At 52.9% G+C, this 19,178-nt stretch carries 19 protein-coding genes and 1 tRNA gene; 15 read left to right on the top strand and 5 right to left on the bottom strand.

Features of this window, described 5'->3' with window-relative positions; all coding sequences use genetic code 11:
* Positions 1-2: 2 nt before the first annotated feature.
* The 7 genes from AC0TN7_RS15535 (at position 3) to dinB (ending at position 5,862) form a co-directional block, all read left to right on the top strand.
* Positions 3-1,238: an NADH:ubiquinone reductase (Na(+)-transporting) subunit B gene (locus tag AC0TN7_RS15535; RefSeq protein WP_267217179.1), complete on the top strand. Its 1,236-nt coding sequence runs from the start codon at positions 3-5 to the stop codon at positions 1,236-1,238.
* Positions 1,231-2,025, top strand: a complete 795-nt coding sequence (locus tag AC0TN7_RS15540) for a Na(+)-translocating NADH-quinone reductase subunit C (RefSeq protein ID WP_024909465.1) — start codon at positions 1,231-1,233, stop codon at positions 2,023-2,025. Before AC0TN7_RS15535 ends, AC0TN7_RS15540 begins: the two co-directional genes overlap by 8 nt.
* On the top strand, positions 2,018-2,656 hold the full coding sequence (locus AC0TN7_RS15545) for an NADH:ubiquinone reductase (Na(+)-transporting) subunit D (protein ID WP_024909466.1): 639 nt from the start codon (positions 2,018-2,020) through the stop codon (positions 2,654-2,656). Before AC0TN7_RS15540 ends, AC0TN7_RS15545 begins: the two co-directional genes overlap by 8 nt.
* A 6-nt stretch (positions 2,657-2,662) precedes the next feature.
* On the top strand, positions 2,663-3,259 hold the full coding sequence (gene nqrE / locus AC0TN7_RS15550) for an NADH:ubiquinone reductase (Na(+)-transporting) subunit E (protein ID WP_023334613.1): 597 nt from the start codon (positions 2,663-2,665) through the stop codon (positions 3,257-3,259).
* 10 nt (positions 3,260-3,269) lie between these two features.
* Complete coding sequence (gene nqrF / locus AC0TN7_RS15555; protein ID WP_267217178.1) at positions 3,270-4,493, top strand: NADH:ubiquinone reductase (Na(+)-transporting) subunit F; 1,224 nt, start codon at positions 3,270-3,272, stop codon at positions 4,491-4,493.
* Complete coding sequence (gene nqrM, locus AC0TN7_RS15560) at positions 4,493-4,696, top strand: (Na+)-NQR maturation NqrM (protein WP_023615899.1); 204 nt, start codon at positions 4,493-4,495, stop codon at positions 4,694-4,696. Before nqrF ends, nqrM begins: the two co-directional genes overlap by 1 nt.
* A 107-nt stretch (positions 4,697-4,803) precedes the next feature.
* Positions 4,804-5,862, top strand: coding sequence for a DNA polymerase IV (dinB, locus tag AC0TN7_RS15565; protein ID WP_008500252.1), 1,059 nt, complete (start codon positions 4,804-4,806; stop codon positions 5,860-5,862).
* 76 nt (positions 5,863-5,938) lie between these two features.
* Here the strand turns inward: dinB and pepD are convergent, their stop codons facing one another.
* Positions 5,939-7,396, bottom strand: a complete 1,458-nt coding sequence (gene pepD, locus AC0TN7_RS15570) for a cytosol nonspecific dipeptidase (protein ID WP_032646976.1) — start codon at positions 7,394-7,396, stop codon at positions 5,939-5,941.
* Positions 7,397-7,656: 260 nt separating this feature from the next.
* Here pepD and gpt point away from each other — a divergent pair, with 260 nt between their 5' ends.
* From gpt to crl, 3 genes are all read left to right on the top strand, one after another.
* Positions 7,657-8,115, top strand: a complete 459-nt coding sequence (gene gpt, locus AC0TN7_RS15575) for a xanthine phosphoribosyltransferase (protein ID WP_010427903.1) — start codon at positions 7,657-7,659, stop codon at positions 8,113-8,115.
* Positions 8,116-8,219: 104 nt separating this feature from the next.
* Complete coding sequence (frsA, locus tag AC0TN7_RS15580) at positions 8,220-9,464, top strand: esterase FrsA (protein ID WP_267217177.1); 1,245 nt, start codon at positions 8,220-8,222, stop codon at positions 9,462-9,464.
* Positions 9,465-9,521: 57 nt separating this feature from the next.
* Positions 9,522-9,923, top strand: a complete 402-nt coding sequence (gene crl, locus AC0TN7_RS15585) for a sigma factor-binding protein Crl (RefSeq protein ID WP_024909470.1) — start codon at positions 9,522-9,524, stop codon at positions 9,921-9,923.
* 159 nt (positions 9,924-10,082) lie between these two features.
* Here the strand turns inward: crl and phoE are convergent, their stop codons facing one another.
* Complete coding sequence (gene phoE / locus AC0TN7_RS15590; protein ID WP_024909471.1) at positions 10,083-11,135, bottom strand: phosphoporin PhoE; 1,053 nt, start codon at positions 11,133-11,135, stop codon at positions 10,083-10,085.
* 304 nt (positions 11,136-11,439) lie between these two features.
* On the opposite strand from phoE, the gene proB reads away from it, so the two are divergent.
* From proB to AC0TN7_RS15610, 4 genes are all read left to right on the top strand, one after another.
* Positions 11,440-12,543, top strand: a complete 1,104-nt coding sequence (gene proB, locus AC0TN7_RS15595) for a glutamate 5-kinase (RefSeq protein WP_008501877.1) — start codon at positions 11,440-11,442, stop codon at positions 12,541-12,543.
* An 11-nt stretch (positions 12,544-12,554) separates the two neighbouring features.
* On the top strand, positions 12,555-13,808 hold the full coding sequence (gene proA / locus AC0TN7_RS15600) for a glutamate-5-semialdehyde dehydrogenase (RefSeq protein WP_473702259.1): 1,254 nt from the start codon (positions 12,555-12,557) through the stop codon (positions 13,806-13,808).
* A gap of 111 nt (positions 13,809-13,919) precedes the next feature.
* Positions 13,920-13,992: transfer RNA gene (locus AC0TN7_RS15605), tRNA-Thr, on the top strand.
* Positions 13,993-14,629: 637 nt separating this feature from the next.
* Complete coding sequence (locus AC0TN7_RS15610; RefSeq protein ID WP_020882780.1) at positions 14,630-14,944, top strand: hypothetical protein; 315 nt, start codon at positions 14,630-14,632, stop codon at positions 14,942-14,944.
* Here the strand turns inward: AC0TN7_RS15610 and AC0TN7_RS15615 are convergent.
* Entirely contained in the window at positions 14,941-15,750 is an 810-nt protein-coding gene (locus tag AC0TN7_RS15615; protein ID WP_024909473.1) for a DUF4225 domain-containing protein, read from the bottom strand. The genes AC0TN7_RS15610 and AC0TN7_RS15615 overlap by 4 nt on opposite strands.
* A 341-nt stretch (positions 15,751-16,091) precedes the next feature.
* On the opposite strand from AC0TN7_RS15615, the gene AC0TN7_RS15620 reads away from it, so the two are divergent.
* Complete coding sequence (locus AC0TN7_RS15620) at positions 16,092-16,448, top strand: hypothetical protein (protein WP_230581871.1); 357 nt, start codon at positions 16,092-16,094, stop codon at positions 16,446-16,448.
* Positions 16,449-16,497: 49 nt separating this feature from the next.
* Here the strand turns inward: AC0TN7_RS15620 and catA are convergent, their stop codons facing one another.
* Together catA and AC0TN7_RS15630 are read right to left on the bottom strand one after the other, a co-directional pair.
* Complete coding sequence (gene catA / locus AC0TN7_RS15625) at positions 16,498-17,175, bottom strand: type A chloramphenicol O-acetyltransferase (RefSeq protein ID WP_024909475.1); 678 nt, start codon at positions 17,173-17,175, stop codon at positions 16,498-16,500.
* A gap of 63 nt (positions 17,176-17,238) precedes the next feature.
* On the bottom strand, positions 17,239-19,170 hold the full coding sequence (locus AC0TN7_RS15630; RefSeq protein ID WP_024909476.1) for a putative bifunctional diguanylate cyclase/phosphodiesterase: 1,932 nt from the start codon (positions 19,168-19,170) through the stop codon (positions 17,239-17,241).
* Positions 19,171-19,178: the final 8 nt, after the last annotated feature.

A 19,178-nucleotide genomic window follows, 5' to 3' on the forward strand; every position in this document is an offset into this window, starting at 1 on the left:
CGATGGGCTTAAAACACCTCTTTGAAAAAATTGAGCCGCACTTTACCGAAGGGAAGCTCAAAAAGTACTACCCGCTGTATGAAGCAACGGCGACTATTTTCTACACGCCGGGGCTGGTGACGAAAGGCGCGGCGCACGTTCGCGACGCCATCGACCTTAAGCGGATGATGATCCTGGTATGGTTTGCGGTCTTCCCGGCGATGTTCTGGGGGATGTACAACGTCGGTCTGCAGAGCATACCGGCGCTGCACCACATGTACGATGCGCAGCAGCTGGCGCAGGTGCTCCAGTCTGACTGGCACTACCGTCTGGCCCATTCGTTAGGGGTGAGCTTCGCTGCAGACGCGGGCTGGATCAGTATGATGACGCTGGGCGCGGTGTTCTTCCTGCCGATTTACCTCACGGTATTTATCGTGGGCGGCTTCTGGGAAGTGCTGTTTGCCATCATCCGTAAACACGAGATCAACGAAGGCTTCTTCGTGACCTCGATTCTGTTTGCCCTGATTGTCCCGCCCACCTTACCGCTCTGGCAGGCAGCGCTGGGCATCAGTTTCGGCGTGGTGATTGCCAAAGAGATCTTCGGCGGCACCGGGCGGAACTTCCTCAACCCGGCGCTGGCGGGACGTGCGTTCCTCTTCTTTGCCTATCCGGCGCAAATCTCAGGCGATCTGGTCTGGACGGCGGCAGACGGTTTTTCCGGCGCGACGCCGCTTTCACAGTGGGCAGCCCACGGTGGCGAAACGCTGGTGAACAACGCGACGGGTCAGCCAGTCACCTGGCTTGATGCCTTTATTGGCAACATTCCGGGCTCCATCGGTGAAGTCTCGACGCAGATGATTTTGCTTGGCGGGGCGATCATTCTTTTCGGACGTGTGGCCTCCTGGCGGATTGTGGCGGGCGTGATGATCGGCATGGTGCTGACCGCCACCCTGTTCAACGTTATCGGTTCTACTACCAACCCGATGTTCTCCATGCCGTGGTACTGGCATCTGGTGCTGGGGGGCTTCGCGTTCGGCATGATGTTCATGGCGACGGACCCGGTCTCGGCCTCGTTTACAGACAAAGGTAAATGGAGCTATGGCGTGCTCATTGGCGCGATGTGTGTCCTGATCCGCGTGGTCAACCCGGCGTATCCGGAAGGGATGATGCTGGCCATTCTGTTTGCCAACCTGTTTGCGCCGCTGTTCGACTACCTGGTGGTGCGGGCCAACATCAAGCGGAGGAAGGCGCGTGGCTGAGGTTAAAAATAACGACAGCATCAGCAAAACGCTGCTGGTGGTGCTGGTGCTCTGTCTGGTCTGTTCCATCGTCGTGGCCGGTTCTGCCGTGGGGTTAAAACCCCTGCAGCAGGAGCAACGCGCGCTGGATAAACAGCGCAACATTCTGGCCGTGGCCGGGCTGATGCAGGAAGGAATGAGCGCAGACGACGTTTCGGCCGTCTTTGCCGAACGTATTTCCGCGCGGCTGGTGGATTTAAAAACGGGTGAACTGCTGGATAAAGACCCGGCAACCTTCAACCAGGCGCTGGCGCTGAAAGATCCGCAGATGAGCGTGACGCTCGAGGCATCGCAAGATCCCGCCGGGATTAAGCGCCGCAGCAACCTGGCCGAAATTTACCTGGTGCGTGACCCCCAAAAACGCATTCAGGAAGTGGTACTGCCGATCTACGGCAACGGCCTGTGGTCAATGATGTATGCCTTTGTGGCCCTGGATACGGATGGCCGCACCGTTAAAGGCATTACGTATTATGACCAGGGCGAAACGCCGGGGCTGGGCGGCGAAGTGGAAAATCCGAACTGGCGGGCACAGTTTGTCGGCAAGAAAGTGCTCGACGATAACGGTCTTCCTGCGCTGAAGGTGATGAAAGGGGCGGCACGTCCCGGTGACGACTACGCGGTCGACGGGCTTTCCGGCGCCACGCTCACCTCAAACGGGGTGCAGCACAGTTTTGATTTCTGGATGGGAGAGCTGGGCTTTGGTCCTTTCCTGAAAAACGTACGTGAAGGAGCGCTGAACAATGGCTGATACCGGTGAACTGAAAGAAGTGAAAAAGGTGCTCATTGGCCCACTGCTCGCCAATAACCCGATCACGCTGCAGGTGCTGGGCGTCTGTTCGGCCCTGGCGGTAACGACCAAGCTGGAAACGGCGGTGGTGATGACGCTGGCCGTCACGCTGGTCACGGCGTTTTCGAGCATGTTTATCTCGATGATCCGCCACCACATTCCCAACAGCGTGAGGATCATCGTGCAGATGGCGATCATCGCCTCGCTGGTGATCGTGGTCGATCAGCTGTTGCGCGCCTTCGCCTATGAAACCTCCAAACAGCTCTCGGTGTTTGTCGGGCTGATCATCACCAACTGTATCGTCATGGGGCGTGCGGAAGCCTACGCCATGAAAATGCCGCCGCTGGCGAGCTTTATGGACGGTATCGGCAACGGCCTGGGCTACGGCGCGATCCTGCTGACCGTGGGGTTCCTGCGCGAGCTGATTGGCAGCGGCAAGCTGTTTGGCATCACGGTGCTGGACACGGTGCAAAACGGCGGCTGGTATCTGCCAAACGGTTTGTTCCTGCTGGCCCCTAGCGCATTCTTCATTATCGGTTTGCTGATCTGGCTGATTCGTACCCTGAAGCCAGAACAGCAGGAAAAGGAGTAACCGACGATGGCTCATTACCTGAGTTTGTTTGTGCGCGCGGTGTTTGTTGAAAACATGGCGCTCGCGTTTTTCCTCGGCATGTGTACGTTCCTCGCCGTGTCTAAAAAGGTCTCCACGGCATTTGGGCTGGGGGTGGCGGTCACGGTTGTGTTGGGGCTTTCGGTTCCGATTAACAATCTGGTGTACAACTTCGTGCTGCGGGACGGCGCGCTGGTGGAAGGGGTTGATCTCAGCTTCCTGAACTTCATCACCTTTATCGGGGTGATCGCGGCGCTGGTGCAAATCCTTGAGATGATCCTCGATAAGTACTTCCCGTCGCTGTACAACGCGCTGGGGATCTTCCTCCCGCTGATCGCGGTGAACTGCGCCATCTTCGGCGGCGTCTCGTTTATGGTTCAGCGTGATTACAACTTCAGTGAATCTGTGGTGTACGGTTTCGGCTCCGGTATCGGCTGGATGCTGGCGATTGTCACCATGGCGGGGATCCGCGAGAAAATGAAATATGCCAACGTGCCTGCGGGTCTGCGTGGCTTAGGGATCACCTTTATCACCACCGGGCTGATGGCGCTGGGCTTTATGTCCTTCTCCGGTGTGCAGCTATAAGGGCTAACAGATGGAAATTATTCTTGGCGTGGTGATGTTCACGCTGATCGTACTGGTGCTGTCAGGACTCATTCTGGCGGCGCGGGCGAAGCTGGTGAATTCCGGCGACGTGGTGATTGATATTAATGACGATCCGCAGAATCAGATCCGCACGCCTGCGGGAGATAAACTGCTCAACACGCTCTCCGGTAACGGTATTTTTGTCTCCTCAGCCTGCGGCGGCGGCGGCTCCTGCGGGCAGTGCCGCGTGACGGTAAAAGAGGGCGGTGGCGATATTCTGCCCACCGAGCTGGCGCATATCACTAAGCGTGAGGCAAAAGAGGGCTGCCGTCTGGCCTGCCAGGTCGCGGTGCGCCAGAACATGAAGATTGCGCTGCCGGAAGAGATTTTCGGCGTCAAAAAATGGGAATGTGAAGTTATCTCTAATGATAACAAAGCCACCTTTATTAAAGAGCTGAAGCTGCGGGTACCGGAAGGGGAAGATGTTCCGTTCCGCGCCGGGGGATACATTCAGATTGAGTGTCCTGAGCATACCGTGGCGTATGCGGACTTTGACGTTCCGCAGGTGTACCGCGCCGACTGGGACAAATTCAATCTCTTCCGTTTTGTATCCGAGGTAAAAGAGCCGACGCTGCGCGCCTACTCGATGGCCAACTACCCGGAAGAGAAGGGCATCATCATGCTCAACGTGCGTATCGCCACGCCGCCACCGAATGTGCCGGATGCACCGCCGGGCGTAATGTCGTCATACATCTGGTCTCTGAAGCCGGGAGATAAGGTGACCATCTCCGGTCCGTTCGGGGAGTTCTTTGCGAAAGATACCGATGCGGAAATGGTCTTTATCGGCGGCGGTGCCGGTATGGCCCCGATGCGCTCGCACATTTTTGACCAGCTCAAGCGGCTCGGCAGCAAGCGTAAAATCAGCTTCTGGTACGGGGCGCGTTCGCTGCGCGAAATGTTCTATGACGACGAGTTTGAACAGCTGGCGCGTGAAAACCCGAACTTTACCTTCCATGTGGCGCTCTCCGATCCGCAGCCGGAAGATAACTGGACGGGCTATACGGGGTTCATCCACAACGTGCTGTATGAAAACTACCTCAAACAGCACCCGGCGCCCGAGGACTGCGAGTTCTATATGTGTGGTCCGCCGATGATGAACGCCGCCGTGATTAAGATGCTGAAAGATCTCGGCGTCGAAGATGAGAATATCATGCTCGATGATTTTGGAGGCTGATGATGCTGACGTTTCTGGCAACCTTTGTGGTTTTTGTGCTTGTCATCTTCGGCATGTCGTTAGGCTGGATCGTTAAACGGAAAAGCATTCAGGGCAGCTGCGGCGGTATTTCCTCCATTGGGATGGAAAAGGTCTGCGACTGCCCGGAACCGTGCGATGCGCGGAAAAAAAGAATGGCCCGCGAGCAGCAGCGCATCATTTAATCTGCCAGGTCGGGTAAGGCGAAGCCGCCACCCGACAATTCCCACGCACACTTCTCAATCCTCATTTGTTTACTGTATACTTATCCAGTGATGAGTGAGGGCTTACTATGCGCAAAATAATCCATGTTGATATGGACTGCTTTTTTGCCGCAGTGGAGATGCGTGACAACCCGGCGCTGCGGGATATTCCCATCGCCATTGGCGGCAGCCGCGTTCAGCGTGGTGTCATCAGCACCGCCAACTATCCTGCGCGCAAATTTGGCGTGCGCAGCGCCATGCCGACGGCGATGGCCTTAAAGCTTTGCCCTCATCTCACGCTTCTGCCCGGGCGGTTCGACGCCTATAAAGAGGCTTCCCTTCATATTCGGGAAATCTTTTCCCGCTATACCTCTCTGATAGAGCCGCTGTCGCTGGACGAAGCCTATCTGGATGTGACCGACAGCGTGCACTGCCACGGCTCCGCCACGCTGATGGCGCAGGAGATCCGCCAGACGATTTTCAACGAGCTGAATCTGACGGCATCGGCGGGGGTCGCGCCCGTTAAATTCCTCGCCAAAATCGCCTCCGATTTAAATAAGCCCAACGGCCAGTACGTCATCACGCCGGAAGAGGTACCTGCGTTTTTGAAAACGCTACCGCTCGGTAAAATCCCAGGCGTCGGGAAAGTCTCCGCCGCAAAGCTGGAAAGCATGGGGCTACGGACCTGCGAAGACGTACAGCGAAGCGACCTCGCCATGCTGCTGAAGCGCTTTGGGAAGTTTGGCCGCGTGCTGTGGGAGCGCAGCCAGGGGATTGACGATCGCGATGTGAACAGTGAACGGCTACGGAAATCCGTCGGCGTTGAGCGCACCCTCATTGAAGATATTCATGACTGGTCCGAATGCGAAACCATTATCACGGAACAGCTTTACCCGGAGCTGGAGCGACGCTTAAGCAAGGTGAAGCCGGACCTGCTGATTGCCCGTCAGGGTATCAAATTAAAATTCAACGACTTCCAGCAGACCACGCAGGAACACGTCTGGCCGCGACTGAATAAAGACGATCTTATCGCGACGGCAAAAAAGGCATGGGAAGAAAGACGAGGCGGGCGAGGGGTGAGGCTGGTGGGATTGCACGTCACGCTGCTGGATCCGCAGTTAGAGCGACAGCTGGTATTAGGATTGTAAAAAAGCCCGGTGCGCTACGCTTACCGGGCCTGCGTTGTTCACCCTCTCCCTGTGGGAGAGGGCTGGGGTGAGGGAATTACTTAACGGGGATCGCTTTCAGCAGTTCAGTCAGCAGCGTCCAGTAGTGACCGACGCTTTCGATATGAACCTGCTCATCCGGGGAGTGCGGACCGGTAATGGTTGGCCCGATAGAAACCATGTCCATGTCCGGATACGGTTTCTTGAATAGACCACATTCCAGACCGGCGTGGATCACCTGAATGTTCGGGGTGCTGTTGAACAGACGCTGATAGGTTTCACGCACCAGCGCCATCACCGGTGAACTTGCATCCGGCTGCCAGCCCGGGTAGCTGCCTTTTGCAGACGTTTTCGCGCCCGCCAGCGTACCCAGCGATTCCAGCATGCTCACCACGTACTCTTTACCGCTGTCGATAAGGGAGCGGATCAGGCAGATGATTTCCGCGCTGTCGTCGCTCATGGTCACCACGCCCACGTTCAGTGAGGTTTCCACCACGCCTTTCGCCACGTCAGAGTTGCGGATCACGCCGTTTGGCGTCGCGTTCAGCAGCTGAACGAAGGTGTCACGAGACTTCGCGGTCAGCGCGGCTTTATCCGTGGAGACGGATTCCAGCACCACGGTCAGGTTCTTCTCTTTTGCTGACAGTTCGTTTTTCAGGATATCCAGGTATACGGTGGAGAGTTTTTTCAGCTCGTCGGCTTTTGCCGCCGGTACTGCCACGGTGGCGAAGGCTTCGCGTGGGATCGCGTTGCGCAGGGTACCGCCGTTGAAATCAACCAGACGCAGATCCAGCTCAGCCGCATGGCCTGCCAGGAAGCGCGCCAGCAGCTTATTGGCGTTGCCCAGACCCAGGTGAATATCGCCGCCGGAGTGGCCGCCTTTCAGACCTTTCAGCGTCAGCTTGAAGGTCTGGAAACCGGCAGGAATTGCTTCGCGTGACAGCGGCAGGGTAGAGATGAAATCAATCCCGCCCGCGCAGCCCATATAGATCTCACCTTCTTCTTCAGAGTCGGTGTTGATCAGGATATCCGCCTGCAGCCAGTTCGCCTGCAGACCGAACGCGCCGTCCATTCCTGCTTCTTCGGTCATGGTCAGCAGCACTTCCAGTGGACCGTGCTCAACGCTGTCGTCAGCCAGTACCGCCAGCGCAGAGGCCATACCGATGCCGTTATCCGCGCCCAGGGTGGTGCCGCGTGCTTTCACCCAGTCGCCGTCGATGTACGGCTGGATTGGGTCTTTGGTGAAGTCGTGAACGGTGTCGTTGTTCTTCTGTGGCACCATGTCCAGGTGCGCCTGCAGCACAACCGGTTTGCGGTTTTCCATGCCTGCGGTGGCGGGTTTGCGGATCAGAATGTTGCCAACCTGGTCACGTTCCGCATGCAGACCTTTTTCCTTCGCCCAGCCCATAATATGTTCGGCAAGCTGTTCTTCATGGTAGGAAGGGTGTGGAATGGAGCAGATTTTGGCAAAAATATCCCACAGCGGCTGCGGAGATAATTGAGACAGTTCAGACACGATAAGTCTCCTTGTCGAGGCGCTGCAAACAGGGTTGCAGGTCACAGGGTTAGCAGGTTAATAGTTACCACAAGTCAGGCTTGCGAGATGAAACTGAGAATACCACTTTCTCTGCTGGCTGGTAGCATAAAGCATGTAAAAACACAGGCAGAGGGCGCTAAACACTGGTTTTTAGTGCGCCAGATCTCTATAATCTCGCGCAACCTATTTCCCCCTCGAACACTTTTTAAGCCGTATAAAAACAGGCTGGGACACTTCACATGAGCGAAAAATACGTCGTCACCTGGGACATGTTGCAGATTCACGCACGCAAACTGGCTGCGCGTCTGATGCCTTCCGAACAGTGGAAAGGCATTATTGCCGTCAGCCGTGGCGGTCTGGTACCGGGGGCGCTGCTGGCACGTGAGCTGGGTATTCGTCATGTCGATACCGTTTGCATCTCCAGCTATGACCATGACAACCAGCGTGAGCTGACCGTGCTGAAACGCGCGGAAGGCGACGGTGAAGGTTTCATCGTGATTGATGACCTGGTGGATACCGGCGGTACTGCGGTCGCTATCCGCGAAATGTATCCGAAAGCACATTTCGTCACTATCTTCGCGAAACCTGCTGGCCGTCCGCTGGTTGATGATTACGTGATTGATATCCCGCAGGATACCTGGATTGAACAGCCATGGGATATGGGCGTGGTCTTCGTACCGCCGATTTCAGGCCGTTAATACCAGTACGTAACTTTACACGCCCGGCTATGCCGGGCGTTGTTCTTTTTGGCCTGCCACGCGTTACAATAGTCTTCATATGACGTATTCATGGAGGCAACGCAATGACGCAGGCGAATCTCACCGAGACACTTTTCAAACCCCGTTTCAAACACCCTGAAACGTCGACGCTGGTGCGTCGCTTTAATCCGGGGACCCAGCCTGCCGTCCAGTCCGCGTTAGACGGTAAAAACGTGCCCCACTGGTATCGTATGATTAACCGCCTGATGTGGGTCTGGCGCGGTATCGATCCTCGTGAAATCCTTGATGTGCAGGCGCGTATCGTGATGAGTGAAGCCGAGCGTACCGACAGCGAACTCTATGATACGGTAGTGGGATATCGCGGCGGAAACTGGATCTACGAGTGGTCTAAACAGGCGATGCTCTGGCAGCAGAAAGCCACCCAGGAAGAGGATGCCACGCGCAGCGGCAAGCTCTGGCTGCATGCGGCCAATCTCTACGCTATTGCCGCGTATCCACATCTGAAAGGTGATGAGCTGGCCGAACAGGCACAGGCGCTGGCGAATCGCGCTTACGAAGAGGCGGCCCAACGCCTGCCGGGCCAGATGCGCGAACTCGAGTTTACCATTCCGGGTGGGTCATCCATTACCGGGTTCCTGCATATGCCTGAAGGTGAAGGCCCGTTCCCGACCGTCCTTATGTGCGGTGGGCTGGATTCGTTGCAGATCGATTATTACAGCCTGTATGAGCGCTACTTCGCACCAAAAGGGATCGCCATGCTGACGCTGGATATGCCCTCAATCGGCTTCTCCTCCAAATGGAAACTGACTCAGGATTCCAGCCTGCTGCACCAGCATGCGCTAAAAGCGCTGGAAAACATTCCGTGGGTCGACCACACCCGCGTGGCGGCATTTGGCTTCCGCTTTGGTGCAAACGTCGCGGTGCGTCTGGCTTACCTTGAATCTTCTCGCCTGAAAGCCGTCGCCTGCCTTGGTCCGGTCGTTCACGCCCTGCTCAGCGATCCTGCACGCCAGGGGAGCGTACCTGAAATGTACCTTGATGTGCTGGCCAGCCGTCTTGGCATGCATGATGCATCAGACGAAGCGCTGCGCGTTGAGCTCAATCGCTACTCGTTAAAAACGCAAGGGTTGCTGGGACGTCGCTGCCCAACGCCGATGCTGTCGGGATTCTGGAAAAACGATCCGTTCAGTCCGGAAGAAGAGTCGCGCTTAATCACGTCGTCATCTGCGGATGGCAAATTGCTAGAAGTGCCGTTCAGCCCGGTCTATCAGAATTTCGATAAAGCGCTGAAAGAGATTACGCGCTGGATCGCTCAGAGATTGTGTTAATAGATTGCTAAATTTTGCTGGTTTGGTAAAACAGTGGCTTCACAAAAGGAGATCGCAATGACGTTACCGAGTGGACACCCGAAAAGTAGACTGATTAAGAAGTTTATGGCTCTCGGCCCGTATATTCGAGAAGAGCAGTGTGAAGAGAATCGCTTTTTTTTCGACTGCCTGGCTGTATGCGTCAACGTGAAGCCTGCACCCGAAAAACGTGAATTCTGGGGCTGGTGGATGGAAATGGAAGCAGAGGAAAAACGTTTTACGTATAGCTACCAGTTTGGCCTGTTTAATAAAGACGGCAACTGGCAGGCCACCTCTATTAAAGATCAGGAAGTGATTGACCGCCTGGAATATACGCTAAAAGAGTTCCATGATAAGGCTCGTGCACTGCTGGCGACTCTGGATCTCAAGCTCGAGCCCGCAGATAACTTTTCCAGTGAAGCGGTGAAGCTGACTGCCTGATGGTGTCCCTGCGCCGGGTGGCGGCTTCGCCTTACCCGGCCTACAAAAAATGATGGTTTTCTCCCTCTCCCCGAGGGAGAGGGTCGGGGTGAGGGCACCAGTCCGCATTAATCCCCGAAATAAAAAAACCGGCACAGGCCGGTTTTTTATTTCGCATCATCAGAACTGGTAGGTCATACCCAGGGCAACGATGTCATCGCTGCTCACGCCCAGTTTATTTTTGTCGTCAATCTGGTTGATTTTATAATCAACAAAGGTGGACATATTTTTGTTGAAGTAATAGGTCGCGCCAACGTCAATGTATTTCACCAGATCTTCGTCACCAATACCTTCGATATCTTTGCCTTTAGACTGGACATAACCCAGGGACGGACGCAGACCAAAGTCGAACTGATATTGTGCGACCACTTCAAAGTTCTGCGCTTTATTTGCAAATCCGCCAGAAATTGGAGTCATATTGCGGGTTTCTGAATACATCGCTGCCAGATAAATATCGTTCGCGTCATATTTCAGACCGGTTGCCCAGGCTTCGGCTTTCTGCCCCTGGCCACGCGCCAGCAGGTTCTGCGCGTTGGTGCGGTCAGAGTTGGTGTAAGCGCCGCTGACGGCGAAATCGCTGCCGCCGAAGTCATAGGTCAGAGAGGTACCAAAACCGTCACCGTTCTGTTTCTTGGCGTCACGGTTTTCGTTTTTGCCCTGGTACTGCAGGGTCATGTCCAGGCCGTCAACCGCGCCGAAGAAGTCGGTGTTACGGTAGGTAGCAAGACCGGTCGCACGCTTGGTCATGAAGTTATCGGTCTGCGCGGAAGAGTCGCCGCCGAACTCAGGGAACATGTCGGTCCATGCTTCAACGTCATACAGGGCACCCAGGTTACGACCGTAATCCAGAGAACCAAAGTTTTTCAGCTTCAGGCCCGCGAACGCCAGACGGGTTTTCTGAGAGGAGTCGCTCTCGGCTTTGTTACCTGCAAATTCAGATTCCCAACGGCCATAGCCCGTCAGCTGATCGTTAATCTGGGTTTCGCCTTTAAAACCGAAACGAACGTAAGTCTGATCGCCATCTTTGGTGGCATCATCGCTGATGTAGTGCATGGCTTTCACTTTGCCGTACACGTCCAGCTTATTACCATCTTTATTATAAACTTCAGCTGCGTGAACGGATGCAGAAGCCACTACGCCCATAACCATTAATGCCAGAGTGCTCTTTTTCATTTTCGATCCTGTCTTATAAACGCGCTAAAAAATTCGCTGGACGATAAGCTCATGCTTAAGTCCCGTGAAAAAACAGGAAGGGTTTTATCGTTCTGGAATGAAACTTTTATGACAAACTAAGAATAATTTTAAAAAACTGTGATTTATTATTTCGGTAATAAAAGTGTCAAATTCTCCCGCTACGCTTCCTGATCCCGCGCAACAAAGTGTTTCGCGATGTGCTAAGGCAGTTGGCAACGGGGCTGACTCCTGCTAAAACGTTCGTTCGACATTACTTTCCCTTATCGTTGAACGGCAGAGAATCATGAGTGACAGCCAGACGCTGGTGGTAAAACTCGGTACCAGTGTTTTAACAGGCGGATCGCGCCGCCTAAATCGCGCCCACATTGTTGAGCTTGTACGTCAGTGCGCTCAGTTACATGCCGCAGGGCATCGTATTGTGATTGTGACCTCCGGGGCGATTGCCGCCGGGCGTGAACACCTGGGTTACCCCGAACTCCCCGCGACGATAGCCTCCAAACAGCTGCTGGCCGCCGTGGGGCAAAGCCGACTCATTCAACTCTGGGAACAGCTGTTCTCTATCTATGGCATCCACGTCGGGCAGATGCTGCTGACGCGTGCGGATATGGAAGACAGAGAGCGCTTCCTGAACGCCCGCGATACCCTTCGTGCGCTGCTGGACAACAATATCGTTCCGGTCATTAACGAGAACGATGCCGTTGCTACCGCTGAAATCAAAGTAGGCGATAACGATAACCTCTCTGCGCTGGCTGCCATTCTGGCCGGTGCCGATAAATTACTGCTTCTGACCGATCAGCAGGGGTTGTTCACTGCCGATCCGCGCTCCAACCCGGAAGCCGAGCTGATTACCGACGTTCACGGTATCGACGATGCGCTGCGCGCCATCGCCGGTGACAGCGTGTCCGGCCTCGGAACGGGCGGCATGGGGACCAAGCTGCAGGCCGCTGACGTGGCGTGCCGCGCCGGTATCGACACCATCATTGCGGCGGGCAGCCGCCCTGGCGTGATTGGTGACGTGATGGAAGGCATCTCGGTCGGCACCCGCTTCCACGCTCAGGAATCCCCGCTGGAAAACCGTAAACGCTGGATATTTGGCGCGCCGCCTGCGGGCGAACTCGTCGTCGATGAAGGGGCAACCGCCGCGATTCTGGAACGAGGAAGTTCATTACTTCCTAAAGGAATTAAAAGCGTGACAGGCAACTTCTCCCGTGGTGAAGTGATCCGTATCCGTAACCTCGAAGGCCGCGACATCGCCCACGGCGTAAGCCGTTATAACAGCGATGCCCTGCGCCGCATCGCGGGTCACCACTCACAGCAGATCGACGCCATTCTGGGCTATGAATATGGCCCGGTTGCCGTACATCGCGATGACATGATTATTCGTTAAGGAGCCAGAACATGCTGGAACAAATGGGCGCCGCTACGAAGGCCGCCTCTTACAAACTGGCGCTCCTTTCCAGCCGCGAGAAAAACCGCGTGCTGGAAAAAATCGCTGATTATCTGGAATCACAGTCCCAGGAGATTTTGCTCGCCAACGAGCAGGATTTACTTGAGGCGCGTCGAAACGGTCTGAGCGAAGCCATGCTCGACCGTCTGGCGTTGACCCCGGCCCGCCTGAAAGGCATCGCCGACGATGTTCGTCAGGTCTGCAATCTGGCCGACCCGGTAGGGCAGGTGATCGACGGCGGGCTGCTCGACAGCGGTTTACGCCTGGAGCGCCGACGCGTGCCGCTCGGCGTTATCGGTGTTATTTATGAAGCCCGTCCAAACGTGACGGTGGATGTCGCCTCCCTGTGCCTGAAAACCGGTAACGCCGCTATTCTGCGCGGTGGGAAAGAGACCTGGCGCACCAACGCCGCGACGGTAAAAGTCATTCAGCAGGCGCTGGAGGAGTGTGGCTTACCGGCGGGTGCCGTACAGGCGATCGAGAGCCCGGACCGCGCGCTTGTCAACGAAATGCTGCGCATGGACAAATACATCGACATGCTGATCCCACGCGGCGGCGCGGGCCTGCACAAGCTGTGCCGCGAGCAGTCGACGATTCCGGTGATCACCGGCGGTATCGGCGTGTGCCATATCGTGGTCGACGACAGCGCGGAGATTGAACCTGCGCTGAAGATTATCGTTAACGCGAAAACCCAGCGTCCAAGCACCTGTAACACCGTAGAAACGCTGCTGGTGCATCAGGATATTGCGAACACCTTCCTGCCGGCCCTGAGCAAACAGATGGCAGAGAGCGGCGTGACGCTGCATGCTGACGCCAGTGCGCTCGAACTGCTGCAGGATGGCCCGGCTAACGTCGTTCCCGTCAACGTGGAGCAGTACGACGACGAGTTCCTGTCACTGGATCTGAACGTGAAAATCGTTACCGACCTTGACGACGCCATTGCACACATCCGTGAACATGGGACGCAGCATTCTGATGCGATCCTGACGCGTACGCTGCGCAATGCCGATCGCTTTGTGAACGAAGTGGATTCTTCTGCGGTATACGTTAATGCCTCAACTCGCTTCACCGACGGCGGCCAGTTTGGTCTCGGTGCCGAGGTGGCGGTCAGCACGCAGAAACTACACGCGCGCGGTCCGATGGGGCTGGAAGCGCTGACCACGTATAAGTGGATCGGCTTCGGCGACGATACGATTCGTGCGTAAATAATCACGGGTGATGCAAAAGTAGCCGTTTGATTCAAAAGGGCATTGACGCATCACCCGGATAGATCTAACCTTTTGCCCCGTGGTTACATTCGTAACCGGCCTCTCAGGGCCGATATAGCTCAGTTGGTAGAGCAGCGCATTCGTAATGCGAAGGTCGTAGGTTCGACTCCTATTATCGGCACTCACACAACAAAATCCTTTAAAAACAATAAGTTAAGACGATTTTTGTTCTCAAGATACAACCTTTTTTAAGGGATTCTATGACCAACAGTTGCCGCTATGGTTAACAGTGGCTATTCAGGGATGTTAGCACGTAGCGGCCTGTAGTTGTAAAGCTCGAACAGGTACAAAGCGTGAACAGTCCCCACGAACCGCTATCAACTCGAAGCTGATGACGCTGCCAACGTCTCTAAACCATCCCGAAACAGATTGATCACACGCATTTAAGCCCGATGTGCGGCCTTGTGGCTGCGTAAACAGGTGAATAGTGGTAATGCCCCGGTAGCAACAGATCCGGCTCTGCCAGCGCTTCGCTCACGCTCCGAAAGGTACACGAGCACCCTGATAAGGTGTGATCTCTCTGACAATCTGATTTGGTCACTGGTGACTTTCGCAAAGCGAAACCAACTAGGTTGGCCTGATGAAGTCGCTACGCTCCGCTTGTTGCTTGTACCACTAACGGGGCTTTATGGCTTCTATTGTCTTAAATCTGATACATTGCACAAACATCATGTGGATTGCTGTAAAGTTCATCAGTATGATTGCTTGTACAATCAGCGATTGGGAAAGCACTTCTGGAAGATAAGGGACGAGACGATATGAAAGTGACTGATGAGGCTTTGTTACGTTCAGGGTTTACGCAGCCCGAATTGCAGAAGATAAAAAGCAATATTGAAAAATATGGAGGAACGCTTGGAGAGGCCATAAATGACCTCGCTAGGCGATTTGTTACCTTAGCGGGAGTGGTGGCTGTGTGTGCCTTAATCCTACTGCTACTTATCGTCTTCAGCTCACCTGATAGAGCATTTGCATGGGGGCTGGCGATGATCTTTGGGGTTGCCATTATGTCCTTTGCACAGCCGCCGGTAATTTCCTATAAATCCTGGCGTTACCGAAAAACTATCAAGGATTAACTGGTTCCATTTTCGGTTGTCAATAGATCGAAAATCACTTTTGCTTTAACACCATAACCGACAATCTTCATTGTTAGCTTAGGAGTGCTCATTGTGCTGACTTTGCGATAGTAATCGTGTGGAAGCCAGCGGAATAATCTCCAGGCTCCAGTTTTTCGAGCGAGTCCAACAATGCTGTACACACTGGCACCAAGAGTAACACCATTATAGAGAGCCAAGCCCGTGTTAGGATTAAATCCCATGAACTGGGCCGTATGCATCGCGGAGTCAGCAATGATACCTTGCGAGGGTATATGTCCTGCTGGCTGATCAAAGTTGAGCACTTCTTTCGTTAATCCGTTCATTCCATCGGCAATCAGGACTGCCCCAGCCAGCATACCAATCGGCCCCATAGTGGATAACATCATAAAGCCACCAAAGAGAACCACGCCTGATAGCACCACATTTACAGCGGATATAACATAACCGACGATTTTATTATTTTCCTTAACAAACTCGACCTTCGCGTAAAGCTGTGCGGACTTGGTTTTTAATAGACGCTCTTGTTCAAGCAGGTTGTCTGTTTCAGCACGAAGATTTTTGATGCATACAATACATTCTTCATCGGTTTTAGCTCGTCGTGCTGTTTCAAATTCTTTATCTACAACCTGTTTTATCTCTCCAACAAACTTGATACGTGTTATCCCATCTTGCAAATAGAATGCTGATAGCCGATTTGCTGTTTCGACGAGTTTCCGGGCTTCCAGATTCACCATGGTATCTGACCATGTTCTGTTCCAGCCCCTGTTGAGCAGCGCAATATCCATTAAAGACTCCTTCCCAAAATGTGTCTGGTCATTTTACGTGCAATAAGGTCGAAGACAACAGGAAATGCTTTCCCAACGTCTGATTTTAGCGGAACGAACACATAATCAAACTCTGGGACTCCACGCGGTAATTCTCTATTTTTCATTGTCCGACGTATCAAACGTCCTGGAGTACGTGCAGGATCGTCTACCGGGATGGGGTCAGTCCAACATGACTCTGAGGCGTCTGTTAAACCTGTGGCGATTCATAGTGCTTATTGATCCTCAATCCTGTCTGCTATCTCTGGTAATTCCTCAGTTGGGCTAGTGTTTAAAAAAGCACATCTTAAGGGTATTCTTGCATGAACATAACTACCATGAAGATAGGCGAGCAAATGACCAGTGAACTAACGGAAAAAGATCTACTGGATAATGGTTTTTCGAATAAGCAATTGTCTCGTCTGAAAGAGGTATTGAGTAGTAATGAAAATACTGGCGAAACGCTTTCAACATTAATAGATGAACTGAGCAAGCGTTTTTATGGAGGGATTATCTGTCTGATGCTTATCCTTGCACCGCTGATTTTCCTTCCCATCTTTTATACGCCCTCGCTGCTGTTATATTACTTACCTGTTGCAATTATTGGCGTTATTGCGGTCTGGTATCTGATTCCACTTGGCCTCACATGGAAAGCGCATAAAATGATGAAAGGCCGGTAGGCTTCTCACTCACTCCTGACAGAAGGAAAACATCAACACTTCTTAGGCATCATGCGCCAGGTTCCTCTGACAGCCCCGACAAACCATCACACATCTCCTGCAACTCATTAAACATCCTTGCCACATGGAAGCCATCGCACACCGAATGATGGACCTGCACCGCGAGCGGCAGCAGCACTTTTCCATCCTGCTCGTAGTATTTTCCAAACGTGAACATAGGCGAAAAGAAGTTCTTCATGTGCGCAATGTTCATATTAAAGTTCGTAAACGTTACCCACGGAATCGACGACACGAAAAAGACATTTTCCCGGGACTCTTCCTTCGGCCAGTAAGAAAGGTTATTTCCATAGCGGGCCGTATCTTCTGCATACGTGTTCTGGAAGTGATGAATATTGCCGTCATAGTGGCTCCACAATGACGAAAACGTCTCCGTTTCGGGATGGAAAATCGTATAGCTTGGATGAATTTCATTCCAGACGACAAGCTCATTGTCCTTCATGGCCATGCGGAACTCAGGATGCCGGTTCATGATGTTAGACAGGAGAAAAATGATCGTGGGGTAAAACTTCCAGCCCACCGCTTTGATATGTTTTCGCAGCGCGGTAATGTCGATCAGAACGGTTTGGTTAATTGTGCATTCAGCAAATGACTGGAAGACTTCAAAATGCTCCTTCCTTGGCCAACGAGATAAATCAACAGGCGTATAGGCCGGGGCTGTTTTTTTCATTGTTTAACCTTTGATTATCAATCGTCTACATGATTTAGGGCCAGAAACAACCGCACAACCATTTCAACCGTATCTAATCTTCCTGTCAATCTCAGCCTGTGGTTTTCCGAACAGGTATCCCTGCACGAGATCGCAGCCAAGCGCCTGAAGACGTTCAAGCTGCGCTTCGGTTTCAACACCTTCAGCAATGACCCGCATATTGAGGCTCTTCGCCATGCCGGTAATCAACTTAACGATATTTAGGGCATCATCCTGCGTGGATATCGGGTTCACAAAGGATTTGTCGATTTTAATTTTATCAAAATTCAGTTCACTCAATCGTGAAAGCGAGGAATATCCCGTTCCGAAATCATCGATGGAAATTTTTACGCCCAGTGCCCGGAGCTTTTTGAGAATAGTGATCGGCATGTTGCTGTCACTGAAGAGCGAAGACTCTGTTACCTCTAACTCAAGTCGGTTGGCCGGTAGCCCCGTCTCTTTCAGAATGGACTGTACCATCGTGGTAAACGATTTAGTGCCTAGCTGAACGGGTGAGACATTCACCGAGATCCTGGCCGGCACCGCCCAGGACACCGCTTCCCGGCAGGCCATCTCAAGCACCGACTTGCCGATCTCATTGATCATCCCCGTTTTTTCAGCGACGGAAATGAAATAGTCTGGCGCGAGTATCCCTTTCACCGGGTGTATCCAGCGAATAAGCGCTTCATAGCCGTAAATTTCATTGCTGAATGCATCGACAATAGGCTGGTAATACACAACGAATTCATTGTGATCGATCGCCAGAGCCATATCATGTTCAAGGGTCCTGCTTTCCTGCAGTCTTTGCAGCATCCACTGCCGGAAGACTTTAATCTGCTGCGAACCTTCTTTTTTCGCTTCGTAGAGGGCCAGATCGGCAAATTTGTAAAGATAATCAGAGCGTCGTTCATTATCTGATAAAACGATGCCCACGCAGGTGGCAATTTTTATCAGCTGGTTATTAATCGTATAGGGCTGGCTGATATGATCGCTGATTTCTTTGGCGCGCGAAACGGCGGCGGTTTCCGTGAGTCCGCTGGAGAGAAGGGCGAATTCGTCTCCGCCCAAACGGTAAAACGTATCCGTTGCGCTGCTCATCGAGGTCAGCCGTCGGGATACCTGATTCAGCAGCAAATCTCCCGTATCATGGCCATAGGTATCGTTGACCTCTTTGAAGCGGTCTAAATCAAATAACATCACCGTGACGGGGACGTGGTTTTTATCTGCCTGAAGATTAATTTTGTTGAGATCGTCCCAGAAGAAAAGGCGGTTTTTCATGCCGGTGAGGGAGTCATGATAAACATCATATTCCAGCTTCGAGTTCTGAATTTGCAGTTTTTCTTTTGATATTTGAAGTTCGTCAGCAAGGCTTTTAACCTGCATGTGTGCTTTCAGAATGTTTTTATTCTGGTAGATCATTAAAAAGCCAAGAATAAAGCTTAAAATCACCAGAAGCAAAGAAAGTGCGGAATAAATATAATACAGGATTTGTATTTTGTTGTTGGATTCATTAACAGTGTTAATATCTTTTGTTAATGCTGTTGCAGACAGCTGGCTGAGCGGTGCGTCGAGCTCATGCATATTTGTCAGGTATGCCTGTAACTCCGGATGGCTCATTTTTTCAAGATGACTATCCAGATAGGCCAGTATTTTTTCTAAGCGTAAAGCGAGCTCCTGATGCGTTTTATCGCTGTTAATGTAGCGACCTAAATCGCCCCCCTTCATTAAATCGCCCTGACTGAGCATAATTTCGAGGCGCATACGGACCTGGTCTATCGTAACGTCATCAGTATCGGTTGCGTATAGACCAAGCCATGATTCAAAACGGTAATACTCTGATACCAGTTGTGCCACGGACCAGGACTCAGTGTATTGAGTCAGTTTTTGCAATTCCTGCTGTCGATCATAAACAAGGTATGCAATATATCCTGTCGTGATAAAAAGAGAAAAAATGATACCAACCAGTATCCTGTTCATTATGTTCT

This window comes from Enterobacter sp. PL_is511, assembly GCF_055816065.1.

Bases quoted from the DNA above. Each gene is read 5' to 3' on its own strand.
- AC0TN7_RS15545 (WP_024909466.1), top strand. From the start codon at position 2,018: ATGGCTGATACCGGTGAACTGAAAGAAGTGAAAAAGGTGCTCATTGGC.
- AC0TN7_RS15620 (WP_230581871.1), top strand. From the start codon at position 16,092: ATGAACATAACTACCATGAAGATAGGCGAGCAAATGACCAGTGAACTA.
- AC0TN7_RS15630 (WP_024909476.1), bottom strand. From the start codon at position 19,170: ATGAACAGGATACTGGTTGGTATCATTTTTTCTCTTTTTATCACGACA.
- AC0TN7_RS15535 (WP_267217179.1), top strand. From the start codon at position 3: ATGGGCTTAAAACACCTCTTTGAAAAAATTGAGCCGCACTTTACCGAA.
- AC0TN7_RS15615 (WP_024909473.1), bottom strand. From the start codon at position 15,750: ATGGATATTGCGCTGCTCAACAGGGGCTGGAACAGAACATGGTCAGAT.
- dinB (WP_008500252.1), top strand. From the start codon at position 4,804: ATGCGCAAAATAATCCATGTTGATATGGACTGCTTTTTTGCCGCAGTG.
- nqrF (WP_267217178.1), top strand. From the start codon at position 3,270: ATGGAAATTATTCTTGGCGTGGTGATGTTCACGCTGATCGTACTGGTG.
- proA (WP_473702259.1), top strand. From the start codon at position 12,555: ATGCTGGAACAAATGGGCGCCGCTACGAAGGCCGCCTCTTACAAACTG.
- gpt (WP_010427903.1), top strand. From the start codon at position 7,657: ATGAGCGAAAAATACGTCGTCACCTGGGACATGTTGCAGATTCACGCA.
- phoE (WP_024909471.1), bottom strand. From the start codon at position 11,135: ATGAAAAAGAGCACTCTGGCATTAATGGTTATGGGCGTAGTGGCTTCT.
- AC0TN7_RS15610 (WP_020882780.1), top strand. From the start codon at position 14,630: ATGAAAGTGACTGATGAGGCTTTGTTACGTTCAGGGTTTACGCAGCCC.
- crl (WP_024909470.1), top strand. From the start codon at position 9,522: ATGACGTTACCGAGTGGACACCCGAAAAGTAGACTGATTAAGAAGTTT.
- proB (WP_008501877.1), top strand. From the start codon at position 11,440: ATGAGTGACAGCCAGACGCTGGTGGTAAAACTCGGTACCAGTGTTTTA.
- nqrE (WP_023334613.1), top strand. From the start codon at position 2,663: ATGGCTCATTACCTGAGTTTGTTTGTGCGCGCGGTGTTTGTTGAAAAC.
- nqrM (WP_023615899.1), top strand. From the start codon at position 4,493: ATGATGCTGACGTTTCTGGCAACCTTTGTGGTTTTTGTGCTTGTCATC.
- frsA (WP_267217177.1), top strand. From the start codon at position 8,220: ATGACGCAGGCGAATCTCACCGAGACACTTTTCAAACCCCGTTTCAAA.
- catA (WP_024909475.1), bottom strand. From the start codon at position 17,175: ATGAAAAAAACAGCCCCGGCCTATACGCCTGTTGATTTATCTCGTTGG.